The 22,154-nt window shown below is 62.7% G+C and carries 31 protein-coding genes; 29 read left to right on the top strand and 2 right to left on the bottom strand.

The window, feature by feature from the left end:
* The 26 genes from rplB to katG form a co-directional block, all read left to right on the top strand.
* A partial coding sequence (rplB, locus tag RN02_RS32380; protein WP_082033822.1) for a 50S ribosomal protein L2 occupies window positions 1-684 on the top strand: 684 nt, incomplete at its 5' end.
* Between the two features lie 16 nt (window positions 685-700).
* Window positions 701-976, top strand: a complete 276-nt coding sequence (gene rpsS / locus RN02_RS16435; RefSeq protein WP_003093734.1) for a 30S ribosomal protein S19 — start codon at window positions 701-703, stop codon at window positions 974-976.
* Between the two features lie 12 nt (window positions 977-988).
* Window positions 989-1,321 (top strand): 50S ribosomal protein L22, encoded by a 333-nt coding sequence (rplV, locus tag RN02_RS16430; protein ID WP_003103908.1) that lies wholly within the window; start codon window positions 989-991, stop codon window positions 1,319-1,321.
* Window positions 1,322-1,334: 13 nt separating this feature from the next.
* A complete protein-coding gene (rpsC, locus tag RN02_RS16425) occupies window positions 1,335-2,021 on the top strand; it encodes a 30S ribosomal protein S3 (protein WP_009617162.1) in 687 nt (228 codons plus the stop codon).
* 11 nt (window positions 2,022-2,032) lie between these two features.
* The gene (gene rplP / locus RN02_RS16420) at window positions 2,033-2,446 is read left to right on the top strand and encodes a 50S ribosomal protein L16 (protein WP_009617163.1); all 414 of its coding nucleotides are present in this window, start codon (window positions 2,033-2,035) and stop codon (window positions 2,444-2,446) included.
* Window positions 2,446-2,637: a 50S ribosomal protein L29 gene (rpmC, locus tag RN02_RS16415; protein ID WP_009617164.1), complete on the top strand. Its 192-nt coding sequence runs from the start codon at window positions 2,446-2,448 to the stop codon at window positions 2,635-2,637. Before rplP ends, rpmC begins: the two co-directional genes overlap by 1 nt.
* A 2-nt stretch (window positions 2,638-2,639) precedes the next feature.
* The gene (rpsQ, locus tag RN02_RS16410; protein ID WP_009617165.1) at window positions 2,640-2,906 is read left to right on the top strand and encodes a 30S ribosomal protein S17; all 267 of its coding nucleotides are present in this window, start codon (window positions 2,640-2,642) and stop codon (window positions 2,904-2,906) included.
* 16 nt (window positions 2,907-2,922) lie between these two features.
* Complete coding sequence (gene rplN / locus RN02_RS16405) at window positions 2,923-3,291, top strand: 50S ribosomal protein L14 (RefSeq protein ID WP_003093714.1); 369 nt, start codon at window positions 2,923-2,925, stop codon at window positions 3,289-3,291.
* A gap of 12 nt (window positions 3,292-3,303) precedes the next feature.
* On the top strand, window positions 3,304-3,618 hold the full coding sequence (rplX, locus tag RN02_RS16400) for a 50S ribosomal protein L24 (RefSeq protein WP_009617167.1): 315 nt from the start codon (window positions 3,304-3,306) through the stop codon (window positions 3,616-3,618).
* A 17-nt stretch (window positions 3,619-3,635) separates the two neighbouring features.
* Window positions 3,636-4,175, top strand: a complete 540-nt coding sequence (gene rplE, locus RN02_RS16395) for a 50S ribosomal protein L5 (RefSeq protein WP_009617168.1) — start codon at window positions 3,636-3,638, stop codon at window positions 4,173-4,175.
* A gap of 13 nt (window positions 4,176-4,188) precedes the next feature.
* Window positions 4,189-4,494 carry a 30S ribosomal protein S14 gene (gene rpsN / locus RN02_RS16390; RefSeq protein WP_009617169.1) on the top strand — a complete coding sequence of 102 codons (306 nt, stop codon included), beginning with the start codon at window positions 4,189-4,191 and terminating at the stop codon, window positions 4,492-4,494.
* Window positions 4,495-4,682: 188 nt separating this feature from the next.
* A complete protein-coding gene (gene rpsH / locus RN02_RS16385) occupies window positions 4,683-5,075 on the top strand; it encodes a 30S ribosomal protein S8 (protein ID WP_009617170.1) in 393 nt (130 codons plus the stop codon).
* Between the two features lie 11 nt (window positions 5,076-5,086).
* Window positions 5,087-5,620 (top strand): 50S ribosomal protein L6, encoded by a 534-nt coding sequence (rplF, locus tag RN02_RS16380; protein WP_009617171.1) that lies wholly within the window; start codon window positions 5,087-5,089, stop codon window positions 5,618-5,620.
* A 10-nt stretch (window positions 5,621-5,630) separates the two neighbouring features.
* On the top strand, window positions 5,631-5,981 hold the full coding sequence (rplR, locus tag RN02_RS16375) for a 50S ribosomal protein L18 (protein ID WP_009617172.1): 351 nt from the start codon (window positions 5,631-5,633) through the stop codon (window positions 5,979-5,981).
* A 3-nt stretch (window positions 5,982-5,984) separates the two neighbouring features.
* The gene (rpsE, locus tag RN02_RS16370) at window positions 5,985-6,485 is read left to right on the top strand and encodes a 30S ribosomal protein S5 (protein WP_009617173.1); all 501 of its coding nucleotides are present in this window, start codon (window positions 5,985-5,987) and stop codon (window positions 6,483-6,485) included.
* Window positions 6,486-6,487: 2 nt separating this feature from the next.
* The gene (rpmD, locus tag RN02_RS16365) at window positions 6,488-6,664 is read left to right on the top strand and encodes a 50S ribosomal protein L30 (protein ID WP_009617174.1); all 177 of its coding nucleotides are present in this window, start codon (window positions 6,488-6,490) and stop codon (window positions 6,662-6,664) included.
* 3 nt (window positions 6,665-6,667) lie between these two features.
* Window positions 6,668-7,102, top strand: coding sequence for a 50S ribosomal protein L15 (gene rplO, locus RN02_RS16360; protein ID WP_009617175.1), 435 nt, complete (start codon window positions 6,668-6,670; stop codon window positions 7,100-7,102).
* Window positions 7,103-8,437 carry a preprotein translocase subunit SecY gene (gene secY / locus RN02_RS16355; RefSeq protein ID WP_009617177.1) on the top strand — a complete coding sequence of 445 codons (1,335 nt, stop codon included), beginning with the start codon at window positions 7,103-7,105 and terminating at the stop codon, window positions 8,435-8,437.
* Window positions 8,438-8,466: 29 nt separating this feature from the next.
* A complete protein-coding gene (gene rpmJ, locus RN02_RS32375) occupies window positions 8,467-8,583 on the top strand; it encodes a 50S ribosomal protein L36 (protein ID WP_002555468.1) in 117 nt (38 codons plus the stop codon).
* Window positions 8,584-8,713: 130 nt separating this feature from the next.
* Window positions 8,714-9,070 carry a 30S ribosomal protein S13 gene (gene rpsM, locus RN02_RS16350; protein ID WP_009617178.1) on the top strand — a complete coding sequence of 119 codons (357 nt, stop codon included), beginning with the start codon at window positions 8,714-8,716 and terminating at the stop codon, window positions 9,068-9,070.
* A gap of 18 nt (window positions 9,071-9,088) precedes the next feature.
* Window positions 9,089-9,478 (top strand): 30S ribosomal protein S11, encoded by a 390-nt coding sequence (gene rpsK, locus RN02_RS16345; protein WP_003093689.1) that lies wholly within the window; start codon window positions 9,089-9,091, stop codon window positions 9,476-9,478.
* A 16-nt stretch (window positions 9,479-9,494) separates the two neighbouring features.
* Window positions 9,495-10,115, top strand: coding sequence for a 30S ribosomal protein S4 (gene rpsD, locus RN02_RS16340; RefSeq protein WP_009617181.1), 621 nt, complete (start codon window positions 9,495-9,497; stop codon window positions 10,113-10,115).
* A 22-nt stretch (window positions 10,116-10,137) separates the two neighbouring features.
* The gene (locus RN02_RS16335; RefSeq protein WP_009617182.1) at window positions 10,138-11,139 is read left to right on the top strand and encodes a DNA-directed RNA polymerase subunit alpha; all 1,002 of its coding nucleotides are present in this window, start codon (window positions 10,138-10,140) and stop codon (window positions 11,137-11,139) included.
* 43 nt (window positions 11,140-11,182) lie between these two features.
* Window positions 11,183-11,572: a 50S ribosomal protein L17 gene (gene rplQ / locus RN02_RS16330; protein ID WP_009617183.1), complete on the top strand. Its 390-nt coding sequence runs from the start codon at window positions 11,183-11,185 to the stop codon at window positions 11,570-11,572.
* A 202-nt stretch (window positions 11,573-11,774) separates the two neighbouring features.
* Window positions 11,775-12,239, top strand: a complete 465-nt coding sequence (bfr, locus tag RN02_RS16325; RefSeq protein WP_009617184.1) for a bacterioferritin — start codon at window positions 11,775-11,777, stop codon at window positions 12,237-12,239.
* A 260-nt stretch (window positions 12,240-12,499) separates the two neighbouring features.
* The gene (katG, locus tag RN02_RS16320; protein WP_177331062.1) at window positions 12,500-14,644 is read left to right on the top strand and encodes a catalase/peroxidase HPI; all 2,145 of its coding nucleotides are present in this window, start codon (window positions 12,500-12,502) and stop codon (window positions 14,642-14,644) included.
* Between the two features lie 304 nt (window positions 14,645-14,948).
* Here the strand turns inward: katG and uvrA are convergent, their stop codons facing one another.
* The gene (uvrA, locus tag RN02_RS16315) at window positions 14,949-17,804 is read right to left on the bottom strand and encodes an excinuclease ABC subunit UvrA (RefSeq protein ID WP_009617186.1); all 2,856 of its coding nucleotides are present in this window, start codon (window positions 17,802-17,804) and stop codon (window positions 14,949-14,951) included.
* Window positions 17,805-18,015: 211 nt separating this feature from the next.
* Between uvrA and RN02_RS16310 the strand changes: the two genes are divergently transcribed.
* From RN02_RS16310 to RN02_RS16300, 3 genes are all read left to right on the top strand, one after another.
* Window positions 18,016-19,404 (top strand): MFS transporter, encoded by a 1,389-nt coding sequence (locus tag RN02_RS16310; RefSeq protein WP_043315336.1) that lies wholly within the window; start codon window positions 18,016-18,018, stop codon window positions 19,402-19,404.
* Between the two features lie 18 nt (window positions 19,405-19,422).
* Window positions 19,423-19,920 (top strand): single-stranded DNA-binding protein, encoded by a 498-nt coding sequence (gene ssb / locus RN02_RS16305; protein WP_009617188.1) that lies wholly within the window; start codon window positions 19,423-19,425, stop codon window positions 19,918-19,920.
* Window positions 19,921-20,445: 525 nt separating this feature from the next.
* On the top strand, window positions 20,446-20,643 hold the full coding sequence (locus tag RN02_RS16300) for a hypothetical protein (protein WP_043315334.1): 198 nt from the start codon (window positions 20,446-20,448) through the stop codon (window positions 20,641-20,643).
* Window positions 20,644-20,685: 42 nt separating this feature from the next.
* Here the strand turns inward: RN02_RS16300 and RN02_RS16295 are convergent, their stop codons facing one another.
* Window positions 20,686-21,921, bottom strand: a complete 1,236-nt coding sequence (locus tag RN02_RS16295; protein WP_052267755.1) for a hypothetical protein — start codon at window positions 21,919-21,921, stop codon at window positions 20,686-20,688.
* Between the last annotated feature and the right edge of the window lie 233 nt (window positions 21,922-22,154).

Genomic DNA, 22,154 nt, shown 5'->3' with positions numbered 1-22,154 from the left:
GGTCTTACCCCCCCCCGCCACATCGGCGGTGGTCACAAGCAGCACTACCGTCTGGTCGACTTCCGCCGCAACAAGGATGGCATCCCTGCCATCGTCGAGCGCGTGGAATATGACCCGAACCGCACTGCGCACATCGCTCTGCTGAAGTACGCGGACGGTGAGCGTCGTTACATCATCGCCCCCAAAGGCGTGGTGGCTGGCGATCAACTGATCTCCGGTATCGGCGCTCCGATCAAGCCCGGCAACAACATGCCGCTGCGCAACATCCCGGTTGGTAGCACCATCCACGGTATCGAGCTGAAGCCGGGCAAAGGCGCCCAGCTGGTTCGCTCCGCTGGCGCCTCGGCCCAGCTGGTAGCCCGTGAAGGCGCTTACGTAACCGTGCGTCTGCGTTCCGGTGAAATGCGTAAAGTCCTGGCTGACTGCCGTGCGACCCTGGGCGAAGTCTCGAACTCCGAGCACAGCCTGCGTTCGCTGGGTAAAGCTGGTGCCAAACGCTGGCGCGGCATTCGCCCGACCGTTCGTGGCGTCGCCATGAACCCGGTCGACCACCCGCATGGTGGTGGTGAAGGTCGTACCTCTGCTGGTCGTCATCCGGTATCGCCGTGGGGTCTTCAGACCAAGGGTAAGAAGACTCGCGCGAACAAGCGTACCGATAACATGATCGTCCGTCGCCGCAAGTAAATAGAGGGATACGACAGTGCCGCGTTCTCTGAAAAAAGGTCCTTTTATCGATCTTCACCTGCTGAAGAAGGTCGAAGTGGCGGTGGAAAAGAACGACCGCAAGCCGATCAAGACCTGGTCGCGTCGTTCGATGATTCTGCCGCATATGGTTGGTCTGACCATCGCTGTCCACAACGGCCGTCAACACGTGCCGGTCCTGGTCAACGAAGACATGGTCGGTCACAAACTCGGCGAGTTCGCTGCTACCCGCACTTATCGTGGGCATGCTGCGGACAAGAAAGCCAAGCGTTAAGGGGTAAGGAAGATGGAAGTAGCCGCTAAGCTGTCGGGCGCTCGTATCTCCGCCCAGAAAGCCCGCTTGGTCGCCGACCAGATCCGCGGGAAGAAGGTGGGCGAAGCGCTCAACCTCCTGGCTTTCAGCAGTAAGAAAGCCGCCGAGATCATGAAGAAAGTGCTGGAGTCGGCTGTTGCCAACGCTGAGCACAACGAAGGCGCCGATGTGGACGACCTGAAGGTCTCCACCGTCTTCGTCAACGAAGGTCGTTCGCTCAAGCGCATCATGCCGCGCGCCAAAGGCCGTGCTGATCGCATCGTCAAGCGGTCTTGCCATATCACTGTCAAGGTTGCGGACAAGTAACGGAGTCGATCAGATGGGTCAGAAAGTACATCCCAATGGCATCCGCCTGGGTATCGTCAAGGAGCACACCTCCGTTTGGTACGCAGATAAGCGCACTTACGCCGATTATCTGTTCGCCGACCTGAAGGTCCGTGAGTACCTCCAAGACAAACTAAAAAGCGCGTCCGTAAGCCGTATCGATATCCATCGCCCGGCTCAAACCGCACGTATCACCATCCACACCGCCCGTCCCGGTATCGTGATCGGCAAGAAAGGTGAAGATGTTGAGAAGCTGCGTCAGGACCTGACCAAGCAAATGGGTGTGCCCGTGCACATCAACATCGAGGAAATCCGCAAGCCGGAACTCGATAGCATGCTGGTTGCGCAGAGCGTAGCTCAGCAGCTGGAACGCCGCGTCATGTTCCGTCGCGCCATGAAGCGCGCCGTGCAGAACGCCATGCGTATTGGTGCCAAGGGCATCAAGATCCAGGTGAGCGGTCGTTTGGGCGGCGCTGAAATTGCTCGTACCGAATGGTATCGCGAAGGTCGTGTGCCCCTGCACACCCTGCGTGCCGATATCGACTATGCCACCTACGAAGCGCACACCACCTACGGTGTGATCGGTGTCAAGGTTTGGATCTTCAAAGGCGAGGTCATCGGTGGCCGCCAGGAAGAGCTCAAGCCGGTAGCGCCCGCTCCTCGTAAAAAAGCTGCTAAGTAAGGAGTACGCAAATGCTGCAACCTAAGCGTACGAAGTTCCGCAAGCAAATGACCGGTCACAACCGTGGCCTGGCTCATCGCGGTAGCAAAGTCAGCTTCGGCGAGTTCGCCCTCAAGGCGACCAGCCGTGGCCGTCTCACCGCGCGTCAGATCGAGTCCGCACGTCGTGCGCTGACCCGTCACGTAAAACGTGGCGGCAAGATCTGGATCCGCGTATTCCCCGACAAGCCGGTTACCAAGAAGCCCCTCGAAGTTCGTATGGGTAAAGGTAAGGGCGGCGTCGAGTACTGGGTAGCCCAGATTCAACCGGGCAAGGTCCTGTACGAGATCGAGGGTGTATCCGAAGAGCTGGCGCGTGAGGCATTCGCCCTGGCTGCTGCAAAGCTGCCGCTCGCCACCTCCTTTGTTAAGCGGACGGTGATGTGATGAAAGCGAATGAACTTCGTGAGAAATCCGTGGAGCAGCTGAACGAGCAACTGCTCGGCCTGCTGCGCGACCAGTTCAATCTGCGTATGCAGAAAGCAACTGGCCAGTTGGCGCAGTCCCACCTGCTCTCGCAGGTGAAGCGCGACATCGCTCGCGTCAAAACTGTGCTCAATCAGCAAGCAGGTAAGTGAACATGGCTGAAGCTCAGAAAACCGTCCGTACGCTGACCGGCCGCGTCGTCAGCGACAAGATGGACAAGACCGTCACCGTTCTGATCGAGCGTCGCGTCAAGCACCCGATCTACGGCAAATACGTGAAGCGTTCGACCAAGCTGCACGCCCACGACGAAACCAATCAGTGCCGCATTGGTGACCTGGTCACCATTCGCGAAACCCGTCCGCTGGCCAAGACCAAGGCCTGGACCCTGGTTGATATCGTCGAGCGCGCAGTGGAAGTCTAAGGGTCGGAGATAGATAATGATTCAGACTCAATCCATGCTCGATGTCGCTGATAACAGCGGCGCGCGTCGCGTAATGTGCATCAAGGTGCTCGGCGGTTCCCACCGTCGCTACGCCGGCATTGGCGACATCATCAAAGTCACCGTCAAGGAAGCGATTCCGCGCGGCAAGGTGAAGAAAGGCCAGGTCATGACTGCCGTGGTCGTTCGCACCAAGCACGGCGTTCGTCGCACCGACGGCTCCATCATCCGCTTCGACGGTAACGCCGCCGTCCTGCTGAACAACAAGCAGGAGCCGATCGGCACCCGTATCTTCGGGCCCGTGACTCGTGAACTTCGTACCGAGAAGTTCATGAAGATCGTCTCGCTCGCCCCTGAAGTGCTGTAAGGAGTAGCCGTCATGCAAAAAATTCGTCGTGACGACGAAGTCATCGTCATTGCCGGCAAGGACAAGGGCAAGCGTGGCAAGGTGCTGAAAGTTCTCGCTGACGACCGTCTGGTCGTCGGCGGTGTGAACCTGATCAAGCGCCACACCAAGCCCAACCCCATGCTCAACCAGCAAGGCGGGATCGTCGAGAAGGAGGCGCCTCTGCACGTCTCCAACGTCGCCATCTTCAACCCGGAAACCAGCAAGGCTGACCGCGTTGGCTTCAAGGTAGAAGACGGTAAGAAGGTTCGTGTCTTCAAGTCGACCCAGAAACCGGTCCAGGCTTGAGGGAGTAGGTAGATACCATGGCACGATTGAAAGAACTGTACCGGAAGGAAATCGCGCCCAAGCTGAAGCAAGAGCTTCAGCTGGCGAACGTGATGGAAGTTCCGCGCGTTACCAAAATCACCCTGAACATGGGTCTTGGCGAAGCTGTCGGTGACAAGAAAGTCATCGAGAGCGCCGTGGCCGATCTGGAAAAGATCGCAGGCCAGAAGCCGGTCGTGACTTACGCTCGTAAGTCCATCGCCGGCTTCAAGATCCGTGAAGGCTGGCCGATCGGCGTGAAGGTCACCCTGCGTGGCGACCGCATGTACGAATTCCTGGACCGCCTGCTCTCCATCTCCCTGCCGCGCGTGCGTGACTTCCGCGGCCTGAATGCCAAGTCCTTCGATGGCCGCGGCAACTACAGCATGGGCGTGAAAGAGCAGATCATCTTCCCGGAAATCGATTACGACAAGATCGATGCTCTGCGCGGCATGGACATCACTCTGACCACCACCGCCCGTACGGACGATGAAGGTCGCGCTCTGCTGCGCGCCTTCAACTTCCCGTTCCGCAACTGATTGGAGTAGGAACATGGCCAAAGAGAGCATGAAAAACCGTGAGCTGAAGCGTCAGCGCACGGTAGCCAAGTACGCCCAGAAGCGTGCCGAGCTGAAAGCGATCATCGCTAATCCGAACTCCTCCCAGGAAGAGCGTTGGAATGCGCAGGTCGCCCTGCAGAAGCAACCGCGTGACGCGAGCGCCAGCCGCCTGCGTAACCGTTGCCGCCTGACCGGTCGTCCGCACGGCTTCTACCGCAAGTTCGGCCTGAGCCGTAACAAGCTGCGTGAAGCCGCCATGCGCGGCGACGTACCGGGCCTGGTGAAAGCCAGCTGGTAAGTCGGTCGAGACGGGGCCGGCAACGGCTCCGTTGATCGCTTTGCGAAGCAAGCCCCCTCGTGGGGCTTGATTCGTTTTTGAGCGGTCTCTAGAATACCCGGCTCCCCTGAGCCTGGGTTTTTCTCACCCTGCGTTTTGAGGGTGAGTATCGTTGAAGGCTTATCTTTTGTATCAGGAGCATTAAGCCCATGAGTATGCAGGACCCGTTAGCAGACATGCTAACTCGCATCCGTAATGCCCAGATGGCTGAGAAGACCGTCGTGAGCATGCCGTCTTCCAAGCTGAAGGCGGCAGTAGCCAAAGTCCTCAAGGACGAAGGTTACATTGCGGACTATCAGGTCAGCGCCGAGGCCAAGCCTCAGCTGTCCATCGAGCTGAAGTACTTCGAAGGCAAACCCGTCATCGAAGAAGTGAAGCGAATCAGCCGTCCTGGCCTGCGCCAGTACAAGTCCGTAGATCAGCTGCCGAAAGTTCGCGGTGGTCTGGGTGTGTCGATCGTCTCCACCAACAAAGGTGTGATGACCGACCGCGCAGCCCGTGCCGCTGGCGTTGGTGGCGAAGTGCTCTGCACTGTGTTCTAAGGGGAATCAGCATGTCTCGCGTTGCTAAGAACCCCGTCAAGCTGCCCGCCGGCGTCGAAATCAAGCTGGCTGGTCAGGAACTCTCGGTCAAGGGCTCCAAAGGCTCCCTCGAGCTGAAAGTCCACCCGTCCGTAGAAGTCATCCAGGACAACGGTGAGCTGCGTTTCGCCGCCCGTAACGGCGACCAGCAGACCCGTGCCATGGCCGGTACCACCCGCGCCCTGGTCAACAACATGGTGATCGGCGTCAGCCAGGGCTTCGAGCGCAAGCTCCAGCTGGTCGGCGTTGGTTACAAGGCGCAGGCCAAAGGCCAAGTGCTGTCCCTGGCCCTCGGCTTCTCCCACCCGGTCGATTACGAACTGCCCGCCGGCATCGTCGCCGAAACCCCCAGCCAGACCGATATCCTGATCAAGGGCATCGACAAGCAGCTGGTCGGCCAGGTTGCCGCGGAGATCCGCGATTTCCGTCCGCCGGAGCCGTACAAGGGCAAGGGCGTGCGGTATTCGGACGAAGTCGTACTTCGTAAAGAAGCCAAGAAGAAGTAGGGCATAGCAAATGAGCGTCAAGAAAGAAACCCGTCTGCGTCGCGCTCGCAAGGCACGCCTGAAGATGCGCGAGCTGGAAGCCGTACGCCTTTGCGTGTACCGCTCCTCCCAGCACATTTACGCCCAGGTCATCGCGGCCGACGGCGGCAAGGTCCTGGCCAGCGCCTCGACCCTGGACAAGGAACTGCGCGAAGGTGCCACCGGCAACGTCGACGCAGCCAAGAAAGTTGGTCAACTGGTCGCCGAACGCGCCAAGGCTGCCGGCGTCACTCAGGTGGCGTTCGACCGTTCTGGCTTCAAGTACCACGGCCGCATCAAGGCCCTGGCTGATGCCGCTCGCGAAGGCGGTCTGGAGTTCTAAGTTATGGCAAACAACGATCAAAAGCGCGACGAAGGCTACATCGAGAAGCTGGTTCAAGTTAACCGCGTCGCCAAAACCGTAAAAGGTGGCCGTATCTTCGCCTTCACCGCGCTGACCGTGGTTGGCGATGGCAAGGGCCGTGTTGGCTTCGGTCGTGGCAAGGCGCGTGAAGTGCCGGCCGCCATCCAGAAGGCCATGGAAGCTGCTCGCCGCAACATGATCCAGGTGGATCTGAACGGCACCACCCTGCAGTACCCGACCAAGTCCGCCCATGGCGCCTCCAAGGTGTACATGCAGCCGGCTTCCGAAGGTACCGGCATCATCGCCGGCGGCGCCATGCGTGCCGTCCTGGAAGTGGCCGGTGTGCAGAACGTTCTGGCCAAGTGCTACGGTTCGACCAACCCGGTCAACGTGGTATACGCCACCTTCAAGGGCCTGAAGAACATGCAGTCCCCTGAGTCGGTAGCGGCCAAGCGTGGCAAGAGCGTCGAGGAGATTCTCTAACCATGGCAACTGTCAAAGTTACCCTGATCAAAAGCCTGAACGGCCGTCTGGCCAATCACAAGGCCTGCGTCAAAGGCCTGGGCCTGCGTCGCATCAATCATACCGTCGAAGTTCAGGACACTCCTGAGAACCGCGGCATGATCAACAAGGCCTACTACCTGCTGCGTGTGGAGGGTTAATCCATGCAACTGAACGATCTGCGTTCCGCGCCGGGTGCCCGTCGCGAGAAGCTGCGTCCGGGCCGTGGCATCGGTAGCGGTCTGGGCAAGACCGGTGGCCGTGGTCACAAAGGTCAGACCTCGCGCTCCGGCGGCACCATCGCCCCGGGCTTCGAGGGTGGTCAGCAGCCGCTGCACCGTCGTCTGCCGAAGTTCGGCTTCAAGTCCCTGAAAGCCCTGGATCGCGCCGAGGTTCGCACCTCCGAGCTGGCCAAGGTCGAAGGCGAAGTCGTCACCGTGCAGGCCCTGAAGGATGCCAACGTGATCAACCGCAACGTACAGCGCGTCAAAGTCGTGCTGTCCGGTGAAGTTGCCCGCGCGGTCACCCTGAAAGGCATCGGCGCCACCAAGGGCGCTCGTGCGGCTATCGAAGCAGCTGGCGGCAAAATCGAGGACTAAATGGCTAAGCAAGGTGCTCTCTCTGCGCTGAGCAACGGTGGCGGTCTGTCCGAGCTCTGGGCACGTCTGCGTTTCCTGTTCCTGGCGATCATCGTCTATCGGATAGGTGCGCACATCCCGGTTCCGGGCATCAACCCCGATCGCTTGGCGGCACTGTTCCGGCAGAACGAGGGGACCATTCTTAGCCTCTTCAACATGTTTTCCGGCGGCGCGCTGGAGCGCATGAGCATCTTTGCACTGGGGATCATGCCGTACATCTCGGCGTCGATCATCATGCAGCTCATGACCGCTATCAGCCCGCAGCTGGAGCAGTTGAAGAAAGAGGGTGAGTCTGGGCGTCGCAAGATCAGCCAGTACACCCGCTACGCAACGCTCGTCCTGGCGCTCGTCCAGGCCATCGGCATGGCCGTTGGCCTGGGCAGCCAGGGCGTGGCCTTCTCCAATGACTTCGGCTTCTACTTCGTGGCAGTCACCACCTTCGTGGCGGGTGCGCTGTTCATGATGTGGCTGGGCGAGCAGATCACCGAGCGGGGCGTCGGCAATGGTATCTCCATGCTGATCTTCTCCGGGATCGTCGCCGGCCTGCCGCGCGCCATCGGGCAGTCCTTCGAGTCCGCCCGTCAAGGTGACATCAACATCTTCGCCCTGATCGCCGTAGGCCTGCTGGCCGTCGCGATCATCGCGTTCGTGGTGTTCATCGAGCGCGGTCAGCGCCGCATCGCCGTGCATTACGCCAAGCGCCAGCAAGGTCGCAAGGTGTTTGCCGCGCAAACCAGCCATCTGCCGCTGAAAGTGAACATGGCGGGCGTGATCCCGGCCATCTTCGCCAGCAGCATCCTGCTGTTCCCGGCGTCCCTGGGCGCCTGGTTCGGTCAGTCGGAGGGCCTGGGTTGGCTGCAGGACGTCGCGCAAGCGATCGCTCCGGGGCAGCCGCTGAACATTCTGCTGTTTAGTGCAGGGATCATCTTCTTCTGCTTCTTCTACACAGCGCTGATGTTCAATCCCAAGGACGTGGCGGAAAACCTCAAGAAGTCCGGTGCATTTATTCCGGGTATTCGTCCGGGCGAACAGTCCGCTCGCTACATCGATGGCGTGCTGACCCGTTTGACCATGTTCGGTGCCCTGTACATGACGGCGGTGTGCCTGTTGCCCCAGTTCCTGGTGGTGGCTGCCCACGTTCCGTTCTACCTCGGCGGGACCTCGTTGCTGATCGTGGTCGTGGTTGTGATGGACTTTATGGCCCAAGTACAATCGCACCTCGTTTCTCACCAGTACGAATCCCTCATGAAGAAAGCCAACCTGAAGGGTTATGGCGGCAGCAGCATGCTGCGCTGACCGGCCCGTAAGGTTAGTAGGAGTCACTGATGAAAGTTCGTGCATCGGTTAAGAAGCTGTGCCGCAACTGCAAGATCATCCGTCGCGAAGGCGTCGTTCGCGTGATCTGCAGCGCGGAGCCGCGTCACAAGCAGCGCCAAGGCTGAGTGTGATCCACGCGTTATAGCCCGGCAGCTAGTGCGCTGCCGGGTTGATTATTTGTTATTACAGCGCTAATATCCGCGCCCTTTCTTGGCTTCCTGGGCGCCGGGTAGCTGTCAATTGGAGTTTTTCTGAATGGCCCGTATTGCAGGCGTAAACATTCCGGATAACAAGCACACTGTTATCTCGCTGACCTACATCTATGGTGTAGGTCGCACCACCGCACAGAGCATCTGCGCTGCCACGGGCATCAGCCCGGTAGTGAAGATCAAGGACCTGAGCGAAGAGCAGATCGATTCGCTGCGCAACGAGGTGGCCAAGCTGACCACCGAAGGTGACCTGCGCCGCGAAATCAACATGAACATCAAGCGTCTGATGGACCTCGGTTGCTACCGCGGTCTGCGTCATCGTCGCGGTCTGCCGGTTCGCGGTCAGCGTACCAAGACCAACGCGCGCACCCGCAAGGGCCCGCGTAAGCCGATCCGCAAGTAATCGCTTAGGAATATAGTCATGGCAAAACCTGCTGCTCGTCCTCGCAAGAAAGTCAAAAAGACGGTGGTCGACGGGATCGCGCATATCCACGCGTCCTTCAACAACACCATCGTTACCATCACCGACCGTCAGGGCAACGCCCTGTCCTGGGCCACTTCCGGTGGTTCGGGCTTCCGCGGCTCGCGTAAGAGCACCCCGTTCGCTGCCCAGGTAGCGGCCGAGCGTGCCGGCCAGGCTGCTCTGGAATACGGTCTGAAGAACCTTGACGTCAACGTCAAAGGCCCGGGCCCGGGTCGCGAATCGGCTGTTCGTGCGCTGAATGCCTGCGGTTACAAGATCGCCAGCATCACCGACGTAACCCCGATCCCGCACAACGGCTGCCGCCCGCCGAAAAAGCGTCGCGTGTAATAGGAGACAGTGAGAAATGGCTCGTTACATTGGTCCCAAATGCAAACTGTCTCGCCGTGAAGGCACCGACCTGTTCCTGAAGAGCGGCGCTCGCGCGCTCGACTCCAAGTGCAAGGCCGAACAGGTTCCTGGCCAGCACGGCGCTCGCCGTGGCCGTCTGTCCGACTACGGTCTGCAGCTGCGTGAGAAGCAGAAAGTCCGCCGCATCTACGGCGTGCTGGAGCGTCAGTTCCGTGGCTACTACCAAGAGGCTTCCCGCCGCAAGGGCTCCACTGGTGAGAACCTGCTGCAACTGCTGGAATGCCGTCTGGACAACGTCGTCTATCGTATGGGCTTCGGTTCCACCCGTTCGGAATCCCGTCAGCTGGTGTCCCACAAGACCATCAGCGTAAACGGTCAGACCGTCAACATCCCGTCCTATCAGGTGAAGGCCGGCGACGTCGTTGCTGTTCGCGAGAAATCGAAGAACCAGCTGCGTATCGCTCAAGCCCTCGAACTGTGCGCCCAGCGCGGTCGCGTTGAGTGGGTCGAAGTGGACACCGACAAGAAGGCCGGTACCTTCAAGAGCGTTCCGGCTCGTGCCGACCTGTCCGCCGACATCAACGAAAACCTGATTGTCGAGCTCTACTCCAAGTAAGGGCTAGAAAATAGGTGCATCCATGCAGAGTTCGGTAAATGAGTTCCTGACCCCCCGCCACATCGATGTGCAGGTGGTCAGCCAAACCCGCGCCAAGATCACGCTCGAGCCTCTCGAGCGTGGCTTCGGCCATACCCTGGGCAACGCGCTGCGTCGCATCCTGTTGTCCTCCATGCCTGGCTGTGCAGTGGTCGAGGCCGAGATCGACGGCGTACTCCACGAGTACTCGGCGATCGAAGGTGTTCAGGAAGACGTCATCGAAATCCTGCTCAACCTGAAAGGTCTGGCCATCAAGCTGCACGGCCGTGACGAAGTGACGCTGACCCTGGCGAAAAAGGGCTCGGGTGTGGTGACCGCTGCCGATATTCAGCTGGATCATGATGTCGAGATCGTCAACGGTGACCATGTTATCGCCCACCTGGCCGATAACGGCGCGCTGAACATGAAGCTGAAAGTCGCTCGTGGCCGTGGCTACGAGCCGGCTGATGCCCGCTCGAGCGATGAAGACGAAAGCCGCAGCATCGGCCGTCTGCAGCTCGACGCCTCGTTCAGCCCCGTGCGTCGTGTTGCCTACGTGGTCGAGAACGCCCGTGTCGAACAGCGTACCAACCTGGACAAGCTGGTCCTCGATCTGGAAACCAACGGCACCCTGGACCCCGAAGAGGCTATCCGTCGCGCCGCTACCATCCTGCAACAGCAGTTGGCAGCGTTCGTGGACCTCAAGGGCGACAGCGAACCCGTCGTTGAAGAGCAGGAAGACGAGATCGATCCGATCCTGCTGCGTCCGGTCGATGACCTGGAGCTGACCGTTCGTTCGGCCAACTGCCTGAAGGCGGAGAACATCTACTACATCGGTGACCTGATCCAGCGCACCGAAGTAGAGCTGCTGAAAACTCCGAACCTGGGCAAGAAGTCCCTGACCGAAATCAAGGACGTTCTGGCCTCTCGCGGTCTGTCCCTCGGTATGCGCCTCGACAACTGGCCGCCGGCAAGTCTTAAGAAAGACGACAAGGCTACTGCCTGATCGTCGTAGCTACCGAACGTAAAGTTTGGAAAGGAATTGAACCATGCGCCATCGTAAAAGTGGTCGTCACCTGAGCCGCACCAGCGCGCACCGCAAGGCTATGTTCCAGAACATGGCTGTGTCGCTGTTCGAACACGAACTGATCAAAACCACCCTGCCGAAAGCCAAGGAACTGCGCCGCGTTGCCGAGCCGCTGATCACCCTGGCCAAGGAAGACAGCGTCGCCAACCGTCGTCTGGCTTTCGACCGTACCCGTTCGAAAGCTGCCGTAGGCAAGCTGTTCAACGAGCTGGGCAAGCGCTACGCCAACCGTCCGGGCGGCTACCTGCGCATCCTCAAGTGCGGTTTCCGCGCTGGCGACAACGCCCCCATGGCGTACGTCGAGCTGGTTGATCGTGCTGTCGGCGGCGAAGCGGTCGAAGCTGCTGAGTAAGGCGAACGCCACTCATGAAAAACCGGGCTCAGGCCCGGTTTTTTATTGCCCGCTGGAAATGTATCTCGTTCCCTTCGGCCCAGGATCCGCGCGTCTTGCAAGGCACTCTCGCGCCGGCGGGACTATCCTCGAATTGATGCGGGTCATGGTCGTCGAGGACCAAATTCTCTTCAATTATTCACCGGACTCATGGAGCTGACTGATGCAAGGCCATGCTGAAGTAATCGACTACCTCAATACCCTGCTGACCGGCGAGCTGGCCGCGCGCGACCAGTACTTCATCCACTCGCGCATGTACGAGGACTGGGGCTTCGCCAAGCTCTACGAGCGCCTCAACCATGAGATGGAAGAGGAAACCCAGCACGCCGACGCTCTGATCCGCCGCATCCTGTTGCTGGAGGGCACGCCGCGCATGCGTCCCGACGATATCCACCCGGGCCGTACCGTACCGGAAATGCTCGAAGCCGACCTCAAGCTGGAGCGCCAGGTGCGTGCGGCCTTGGCCAAGGGCATCGCGCTGTGCGAACAGCACAAGGACTTCGTCAGCCGCGACATGCTGAAGGTCCAGTTGGCCGACACCGAGGAAGACCACGCCTACTGGCTGGAGCAGCAACTCGGGCTGATCGCCAAGATGGGCCTGGAGAACTACCTGCAGTCGCAGATATGAGGTTTCGTCTGCAATGAAAGAAGCCCCTCGCGCCTATCGGTCGCAGGGGCTTTTTTGTTTCCACCAGGCGCGCCAGGGGGAGGATTCCGGTGCTGTATTTCCGTTGTTCGGGAGGCTATCGCGCACGGTTCTGCTAAGAGACAAAAACTATCGTGCCGTTGCTTTTCATAAATTGGTCCCCCCAGCGGAGCGGTACTAGTCTTAATCCACCGTCGGCAGCTGTCGACCAGACCGACCCGATGAGGACAAAGGAGAAAGCAATGTCGAATGAATCGAAATGCCCGTTCCATTATGTTGCTGGTGGCGGTACTACCAACGAGGACTGGTGGCCGAATCAACTGAAGTTGGACCTACTGAACCAGCATTCGGAAAGATCCAACCCGTTGGGTGAGAAGTTCAACTACCGCGACGAGTTCAAGAAACTCGACTACTCGGCCCTGAAGGCCGACCTGAAGCACCTGATGACCGACTCCCAGGAATGGTGGCCGGCCGACTGGGGCCACTATGGTGGCCTGATGATCCGCATGGCCTGGCACGCCGCCGGGACCTACCGTATCGCCGACGGCCGCGGCGGCGTGGGCCGCGCCCAACAGCGCTTCGCCCCGCTGAACTCCTGGCCGGACAACGTCAGCCTGGACAAGGCGCGGCGCCTGCTGTGGCCGATCAAGCAGAAATACGGCCAGAAGATCTCCTGGGGCGACCTGATGGTGCTCGCCGGCAACGTGGCCCTGGAAAGCATGGGGTTCCGTACCTTCGGCTTCGGCGCCGGCCGCGAAGACGTATGGGAGCCGGACAACGACGTCAACTGGGGCGACGAGAAGACCTGGCTCGTCCACCGCGACCCCGAGGCCCTGGCCAAGAACCCCCTGGCGGCCACCGAGATGGGCCTGATCTATGTGAACCCCGAAGGCCCCAATGCCAGCGGTGACCCGTTGTCGGCCGCGCCCGCCATCCGTGCGACCTTCGGCAACATGGCGATGAACGACGAAGAGATCGTCGCCCTGATCGCCGGTGGCCACACCCTCGGCAAGACCCACGGTGCCGGCTCGGCGGACCACGTCGGCGCTCCCCCGGAAGACGCCCCCCTCGAGCAGCAGGGCCTGGGCTGGGCCAGCAGCTATGGCTCCGGCGTCGGCGCCGACGCCATCACCTCCGGCATCGAGGTGGTATGGACGCAAACGCCCACCCAGTGGAGCAACTTCTTCTTCGAGAACCTGTTCAAGTACGAATGGGAACAGACCCGCTCGCCCGCCGGGGCCATCCAGTGGGTCGCCAAGGATGCGCCGGAGATCATTCCTGATCCCTTCGATCCGTCGAAGAAGCGCAAGCCCACCATGCTCACCACCGACCTGACCCTGCGCTTCGATCCGGAATTCGGGAAAATCTCCAAGCGCTTCCTCGATGACCCGCAGGCCTTCGCCGATGCGTTCGCCCGCGCCTGGTTCAAGCTGACCCACCGCGACATGGGGCCGAAGGCCCGCTACCTCGGCCCGGAAGTGCCGAAGGAAGACCTGATCTGGCAGGACCCGCTGCCGCCGGCCACGCACAACCCGAGCGCCGCGGACATCGCCGACCTGAAGGCGAAGATCGCCGAGTCCGGCCTGTCGATCGCCGAGCTGGTGTCCACCGCCTGGGCCTCGGCCTCCACCTTCCGCGGTGGCGACAAGCGCGGCGGCGCCAATGGCGCGCGCATTCGCCTGGCGCCGCAGAAGGACTGGGAGGTCAACAACCCGCAGCAGCTCGCCAAGGTATTGGCCAAGCTCGACGAGATCCAGCGGTTCTCCGGCAAGGCCTCGCTGGCCGACGTGATCGTGCTGGCCGGCAACGTGGGCGTCGAGCAGGCCGCCAAGGCTGCCGGCGTGAACATCGAGGTGCCCTTCGCTCCGGGCCGCGCGGATGCCCGCCAGGACCAGACCGACGTCGAGTCCTTCGAGGTGCTCGAACCCATCGCCGATGGCTTCCGCAACTACAAGAGCGCCAATCCCGGCGCGTCCACCGAGGCACTGCTGGTCGACAAGGCCCAGCTGCTGACCCTGACCGCTCCGGAAATGACCGTGCTCGTCGGCGGCCTGCGCATGCTGGGGGCCAACTACGACGGTAGCGCCCATGGCGTGTTCACCGACCGGCCCGGCGTGCTCAGCAACGACTTCTTCGTCAACCTGCTGGACATGGGCACCGTCTGGGCGCCGGTGGACGGCTCCGCGGAGGTCTTCGAGGGCCGGGCCCGCAAGGGCGGCGAGCTGAAGTGGACCGCTACCCGTGCCGACCTGATCTTCGGTTCGCACTCGGTGCTGCGGGCGCTGGCCGAGGTCTACGCCAGCAGCGATGCCAAGGAGAAGTTCGTGAAGGACTTCGTCGCCGCCTGGACCAAGGTGATGAACCTGGACCGCTTCGATCTGGCCTGATGTTCTTGGGCTGGGAAGAAAAGGCGCCGCTTTGGCGGTAGCAGTGGCCACTTGAAAGAAAATGCCGTTTCCCTTTTACGGGGAAGCGGCATTTTCATGTGGGTTGCCGGCTGCTTCGAGGTGCTTTTCGTAGGATGGGTTGAGCTTGCGAAACCCATGCGGCCATCGGTGATGGGTATCGCTTCGCTCAACGCCATCCTACGAAAAGCTACGCTCGCTCCTACGCCGCCCAGGCTATGACATTGCCATGTTGGACTCACCGGCCCCCGGACGCCCCGGGGGCACGGACAGCCCCTTTCAGCGGTCAGGCCCGATCGCGTTCCAGCAGTGGCTTGAGGAAGCGCCCGGTGTGCGAGGCCTCCATCTCCGCCACCTGCTCCGGCGTGCCGCTGGCGATGATCTGGCCGCCCTTGGAGCCGCCCTCGGGGCCGAGGTCGACCAGCCAGTCGGCGGTCTTGATCACGTCCAGGTTGTGCTCGATCACCACCACCGTGTTGCCGTGGTCGCGCAGGCGGTGCAGTACGTCGAGCAGTTGCTGGATGTCCGCGAAGTGCAGGCCGGTGGTCGGCTCGTCGAGGATGTACAGGGTCTTGCCGGTGTCGCGCTTGGACAGCTCGCGGGACAGCTTCACCCGCTGCGCCTCGCCGCCGGACAGGGTGGTCGCGCTCTGCCCCAGCTTGATGTACGACAGGCCCACGTCGATCAGCGTCTGCAGCTTGCGGGCGATGGCCGGCACGGCGTCGAAGAACGCGCGGGCGTCCTCGATGGTCATGTCCAGCACCTCGGTGATGCTCTTGCCCTTGTAGCGGATCTCCAGCGTCTCGCGGTTGTAGCGCTTGCCCTTGCAGACGTCGCAGGGCACGTAGATATCCGGCAGGAAGTGCATCTCTACCTTGATCACGCCGTCGCCCTGGCAGGCCTCGCAGCGGCCGCCCTTGACGTTGAACGAGAAGCGCCCAGGGCCGTAGCCGCGCGAGCGGGCTTCCGGCACGCCGGCGAACAGCTCGCGGATCGGGGTGAACAGGCCGGTGTAGGTCGCCGGGTTGGAGCGTGGCGTGCGGCCGATCGGGCTCTGATCGATGTCCACCACCTTGTCCAGGTGTTGCAGGCCGTCGAAGGAATCGTAGGGCGCGACTTCCAGGCTGGTGGCGCCGTTCAGCGCGGTGGCGGTGATCGGGAACAGGGTGTTGTTGATCAGCGTCGACTTGCCCGAGCCGGACACGCCGGTGACGCAGGTGAACAGGCCGACCGGGAGCTCCAGGTTGACGTTGCGCAGGTTGTTGCCGCGCGCGCCCTTGAGCTTGAGCAACTGCTTCTTGTTGCGCGGCGTGCGCTGCGCGGGCACCACGATCTTCTGGCGGCCGGAGAGGTACTTGCCGGTCACCGAGTCCGGGTGGCTCATGACCTGCTCGGGCGTGCCCTCGGCGACGATCTGCCCGCCGTGCACGCCGGCGCCGGGACCGATGTCGACCACGTAGTCGGCGAGGCGGATGGCGTCCTCGTCGTGCTCCACCACTATCACCGTGTTGCCCAGGTTGCGCAGGTGGGTGAGGGTGGCCAGCAGGCGTTCGTTGTCGCGCTGGTGCAGGCCGATGGAGGGCTCGTCGAGGATGTACATCACCCCCACCAGGCCCGCGCCGATCTGGCTGGCCAGGCGGATGCGCTGGGCCTCGCCGCCGGACAGGGTGTCGGCGCTGCGGTCGAGGGTCAGGTAGTCGAGGCCGACGTTGACCAGGAACTGCAGGCGCTCGCGGATTTCCTTGAGAATCTTCGCCGCGATCTCGCCGCGGCGGCCGGTCAGGGTCAGGCCGGCGGCGTATTCGCTGGCCTCGCCCACCGGCATCGCGGTGACCGCCGGCAGCGTCTTGTCGCCCACCCACACGTGGCGCGCCTCGCGGCGCAGGCGGGTGCCGTGGCAGTCCGGGCAGGGCTGGGTGCTGAGGAACTTGGCCAGCTCCTCGCGCACGGTCATGGACTCGGTCTCGCGGTAGCGGCGCTCCAGGTTCGGCAGGATGCCCTCGAAGGGGTGCGCGCGCTTGACGATGTCGCCGCGGTCGTTGAGGTAGCGGAACTCGACGTTCTCGCGCCCCGAGCCGCCGAGGATGAACTTCTGGTGCTCGGGCGAGAGTTCCTGGAAGGGCACCTCCAGGCTGAAGCCGAAATGCGCGGCCAGCGAGCCGAGCATCTGGAAGTAATAGACGTTGCGCCTGTCCCAGCCGCGGATGGCGCCCTCGGCCAGGGTCAGTTCGCCGTTGACCACCCGGCGCGCGTCGAAGAACTGCTTCACGCCCAGGCCGTCGCAGGTGGGGCAGGCGCCGGCGGGGTTGTTGAAGGAGAACAGCTTGGGTTCCAGCTCGCTGATGGAGTGGCCGCACACCGGGCAGGCGAAGCGCGCGGAGAAGATCATCTCCTCGCCTTCTTCGCCCTGCTTTTTGTCGTCTTCGTCGGGAAGGGGTGCTACCAGGGCGATGCCATCGGCCAGGTTGATGGCCGTCTCGAAGGATTCCGCCAGGCGCTGCTGCAGGTCGCCGCGGACCTTGAAGCGGTCCACCACCACGTCGATGGAGTGCTTCTGCTTCTTGTCCAGCTTGGGCAGCTCGTCCAGTTCGTAGAGCTTGCCGTCGACCCGCGCGCGGACGAAGCCCTGGGCGCGCATTTCGTCGAACACCGCCAGGTGCTCGCCCTTGCGCTCGCGGATCACCGGGGCCAGCAGCATCAGCCGGCGGCCCTCGGGCAGCGCCAGCACCTGGTCGACCATCTGGCTGACGGTCTGCGCCTCTAGCGGAATGTCATGGTCCGGGCAGCGCGGGATGCCGACGCGGGCGTAGAGCAGGCGCAGGTAGTCGTAGATCTCGGTGATGGTGCCCACGGTGGAGCGCGGGTTGTGCGAAGTGGACTTCTGCTCGATGGAGATGGCCGGCGACAGGCCCTCGATGGTGTCGACGTCGGGTTTTTCCATCATCGAGAGGAACTGCCGGGCGTAGGCCGACAGGGATTCCACGTAGCGGCGCTGGCCTTCGGCGTAGAGCGTGTCGAAGGCCAGGGACGACTTGCCGGAGCCGGACAGGCCGGTGATCACGATCAGCTTGTCGCGCGGCAGGGTCAGGTCGATGTTCTTCAGGTTGTGGGTACGTGCCCCACGGATGAGGATCTTGTCCACAGCGGCCTCGCATGGCGGGCGAAAACCGTTGAGTATACGTTTCCCCGGCAGTACGCGGCAAAGTGGCGCGTCTGTGCCTCCGGGCGGCTGGGCTGCTAGAATGCCCGGCTATTTTTCGGCGTCGGCGGCAGCCGGCCATCCGGGAACGGATGGGCACGCCATTGCGGGGGCAAGAAGCACAGCCCGCTCCAGTCATTCCCCTGAGGGACTTATGCACGACACCCACACTGAGCGCATGAGTGGCACCGAAACCCGCGCGGCCGTCGGCCTTTCCCTGGTCTTCGCGTTCCGCATGCTCGGCATGTTCATGGTCCTGCCGGTCCTGGCCACCTACGGCCAGGACCTGGCCGGCGCGACCCCGGCGCTGATCGGCCTGGCCATCGGCGCCTACGGCCTGACCCAGGCCATCCTGCAGATTCCCCTGGGCACCCTGTCCGACCGCATCGGCCGCCGGCCGATCATCGTCGTCGGGCTGCTGGTGTTCGCCCTAGGCGCGGCTGTGGCGGCCAACGCCGACAGCATCTGGGGCGTGATCGCCGGGCGGGTGATCCAGGGCGCCGGGGCGATCTCCGCGGCGGTGATGGCGATGCTCTCGGACCTGACCCGCGAGCAGCACCGCACCAAGGCCATGGCCACCATCGGCATGAGCATCGGCGTGTCCTTCGCCGTGGCCATGGTCGCCGGCCCCGTGCTGACGCACCTGTTCGGCCTGCACGGGCTGTTCTGGTTCACCGCCGGCATGGCCCTGGTCGGCCTGCTGATGATCCTGTTCTTCGTGCCGACCCCGGACCACCGCCTGCAGCACCGCGAGTCCAGCGTCGCCGGCCAGGCGCTGCTGCCGACCCTGAAGAACGCCGAGCTGCTGCGCCTGGACGCCGGCATCCTGGTGCTGCACGCGATCCTCATGGCCAGCTTCGTGGCCCTGCCGCTGGCCCTGGTGGAGCGCGCCGGGCTGCCCAAGGAAGAACACTGGTGGGTCTACCTGACCGCGCTGCTGGTGGGCTTCTTCGGCATGGTGCCGTTCATCATCTACGCCGAGAAGAAGCGCCAGATGAAGCGCGTGCTCGCCGGCGCGGTGGCCACCCTGATGCTCTGCGAGCTGTTCTTCTGGGAATTCGGCTACAGCCTGAAGGAACTGCTGTTCGGCATCGTCGTCTACTTCACCGCGTTCAACCTGCTGGAAGCCTCGTTGCCATCGCTGGTGAGCAAGGTTTCCCCGGCCGGCGGCAAGGGCACGGCGATGGGCGTGTACTCCACCAGCCAGTTCCTCGGCGCCGCCGTGGGCGGCATCCTCGGCGGCTGGATGTTCCAGCACGGCGGGTTGGATGGTGTGTTCATCGGCTGCGCCGTGCTGGCTGCCATCTGGCTGGCGATTGCTGTTACCATGCGCGAACCGCCGTATGTAACGAGCATCCGCCTGCCTTTGTCCGACGAAGCGCTGCGCGATGCCTCGTTGGCCGAGCGTTTCAAGGCATTGCCCGGTGTGAGCGATGTGATGGTGGTCGCCGAAGAGGCCGCCGCTTATGTCAAAGTAGATTCCCAACAAGTTGATCGCACGTCCCTCGAGCGCCTGGCAGGCGCCGAGCCGGCGACGTGCTGAAGCCTTTAGGAGAGCGTCATGGCCCGTGGGGTTAACAAAGTCATTCTGGTGGGTAACGTCGGTGGCGATCCGGAAACCCGCTACCTGCCCAACGGCAACGCGGTGACCAACGTCACCCTGGCCACCAGCGAGAGCTGGAAGGACAAGCAGACCGGCCAGCAGCAGGAACGTACCGAATGGCACCGCGTGGTGTTCTTCGGCCGCCTGGCGGAGATCGTCGCCGAGTACGTGCGCAAGGGCTCGCAGATCTACGTCGAAGGCAGCCTGCGCACCCGCAAGTGGCAGGGCCAGGACGGTCAGGACCGCTACACCACCGAGATCGTGGTAGACATCAACGGCAACATGCAACTGCTCGGCGGCCGTCCGGGCGCCGGTGGCGACGACGCCCCGCGCGCGCCGCGCGAACCCCAGCAGCGCCCGCAACAGGCCCCGCGCCCGGCGCCGCAACAACAGGCCGCCCCGGCCCCGCAACCGGCCGCCGACTACGACAGCTTCGACGACGACATTCCGTTCTAAGCGTCGGACAGGTCCGAAAAAGCCCGGCATTCCCTTTGGGGATGCCGGGCTTTTTCATGTCCACCTGCAGAGCCTCGGCTGTCTTGCCGGCTCGGCCCGCGATCCGCGCCGGGGCGTCCGGCTATCGCGGACAAGGTCCGCTCCTACGGGGGAGGCATACCGTGCCTGCCGGCAACCTGTAGGAGCGGGCCCTGCCCGCGAAATCGCGCGCAGGGCGCGCTCCTACATGGGAATGGCGCGGGTGGGGCAGCGTAGCGGATCTCATCCGCGATCCGCGCCGGATCGTCCGGCTATCGACACCCCGTAGGATGGCGTTGAGCGAAGCGATACCCATCGCCATGACCGCATGGGTTTCGCAGGCTCAACCCATCCTACGAAAGCGCCCCGGCGCGGCGGGCAAGGCAATTGCCTCGCGTTCCCCACGTTTTTCGCAAAAAACCTTTGCTGATTCGGCTATTTCGTTAGCCGGCTAATTAAGTGAATCTGATTCCGCCTTGATGCAAGTCAAACAACGGAGAACAAGCGATGAGCGTAGTTGTCAGCGAACGCGACGAAGACCACAAATCCCGCGAATTCCGTGCCCTCGGCCGGCGCTGCTGGGACGTGCACCAGCAGGGCCTGCTGGTCGGCGTGTTCTACAGCGAGCAGGAGGCCCACGCCTACCGCGAGAGCCTGGAGCAGGACGAGACGCGGCGCCACGCCCAGGCGGCGGAGCGCTTCTGAAGACCGGCGGGGCCAGGCGCCGGCCTGGCCCCGCCGCCCGGCTCAGAAGTAGTAGCCGATGTTCAGGTTGGTGCGGAAGTACCAGTCGTTGCTGCCCGAGGAGGTGGTCGAGGTCCAGCCCGTGCCGTTCTCCGCGCCGCCCCAGGGGTTGGCGTTGCGCGCCCATGTGAAGTCCAGCCAGGCCATCACCGGCAGGGCGAAGAACTGGATGCCGGCGGTATACATCTGCGAGTCGTCCCAGCCGCTCTTGTCTTTCCACAGCCGGCTGTAGTCGTTGTACAGCTTCACCTTCTTCACCGGCCCCAGCCAGGGCGTGGCGACGTCGTAGCCGACGTTGAGCCCGCCGATGCTGCCCTTGGCCGCCACCAGGAAGGCCGGGGTCAGGCCGTTGCCGCCCATGAGCACCGAGTCGTCGCTGACGCCGCTGGGGTTCTTCGGATCGTATTCGTAGCGGATCGCCTGGGTCGAGATAGTCCAGGGACCGTTCTTGAACACCCCGTGGGCGCCGGCCGCCCAGAAGCTGCCGTTGTCGTCGGTGGTGGCGTTGTACAGCCGCGAGGCTGCCAGGGAAGCACCCACCTCGTTGTTCCAGTCGCCGGCCTGGAAGCTGCGCGCCAGGCGCAGGTTGACCTGGTTGCGCTTCTCGTTGTCCTGGCGGCCGTGCAGCGCCGGGATGGCGTTGTCCTTGAGGTCCGCGTAGCGCCCGACTTCCGGGGCGTAGCGGATGCTCGACGGCAGCATGCGCGGGTAGTAGGCGGCCTGGAAGTCCCAGTCGCTGTCCTTGTAGCCGTACTTCAGACCGGTACCGGTATTCACGCCGAAGCCGAGGAAGAACGGGATGTGGTAGCTCCAGCCGAACTGCGGGTAGGGCAGCAGGCCGAAGGGCCTGGCCGGTGCGCCGACCTGCAGGTCGGAACGCTCGTCGAAGCGGTAGCCGAGATAGGCCCGGTCGACTGCGCGCTTGTTGCGGTCCTGGAACCAGTAGCCGGCATCGAGGTTGAACTGCTGGTAGCGGCCCTGCACGTCCAGGCGGAAGGTGTCGAACAGCCAGCGCGCCGGGCGGTTGATGCTGCTGTCCCAGTCCTCGTAGCGGTAGTTGGCGCGCAGCGCGCCGCCGACGTCCAGGCTGGCGTCGCCGTCCTCGCTGCGCCAGGAGATGTGCGGGAAGGGCTTGTTCTGCATGCCCTGGCTGATGGTCGGCGCCGGGCCGGGCTCGGTGGCGAAGAGCAGCGGAGCGTGTGCCAGCGTGAATGCGGCCAGCAGGGTGGGTCTCAACATGGAAGCGTCACCTCGGAAAAGGCAGCCCCGGAAGCGGGCCAGCAGGGCCGCACGCAGCTTCACGGAGGCTGGTCGTTTTTGTTTCTTGTATGAATCAACGTTTCAATTTCCTGCCCGAGGAGAAGAGCAGTTTCCATGCCATGGAGAGGAGGCTGTTTTTCGATATATTTCCTATTCATATCAATGTGTTATGGGTGAAACGCGAGCATTTGAACCACCCGTGAAACGCCCCC

Source organism: Pseudomonas sp. PI1 (assembly GCF_000812405.1).
Taxonomy (GTDB): Bacteria; Pseudomonadota; Gammaproteobacteria; order Pseudomonadales; family Pseudomonadaceae; genus Pseudomonas; species Pseudomonas citronellolis.
Note: the sequence above shows the minus strand (reverse complement) of the source record. Positions and strands in the feature narration are given on the sequence as shown.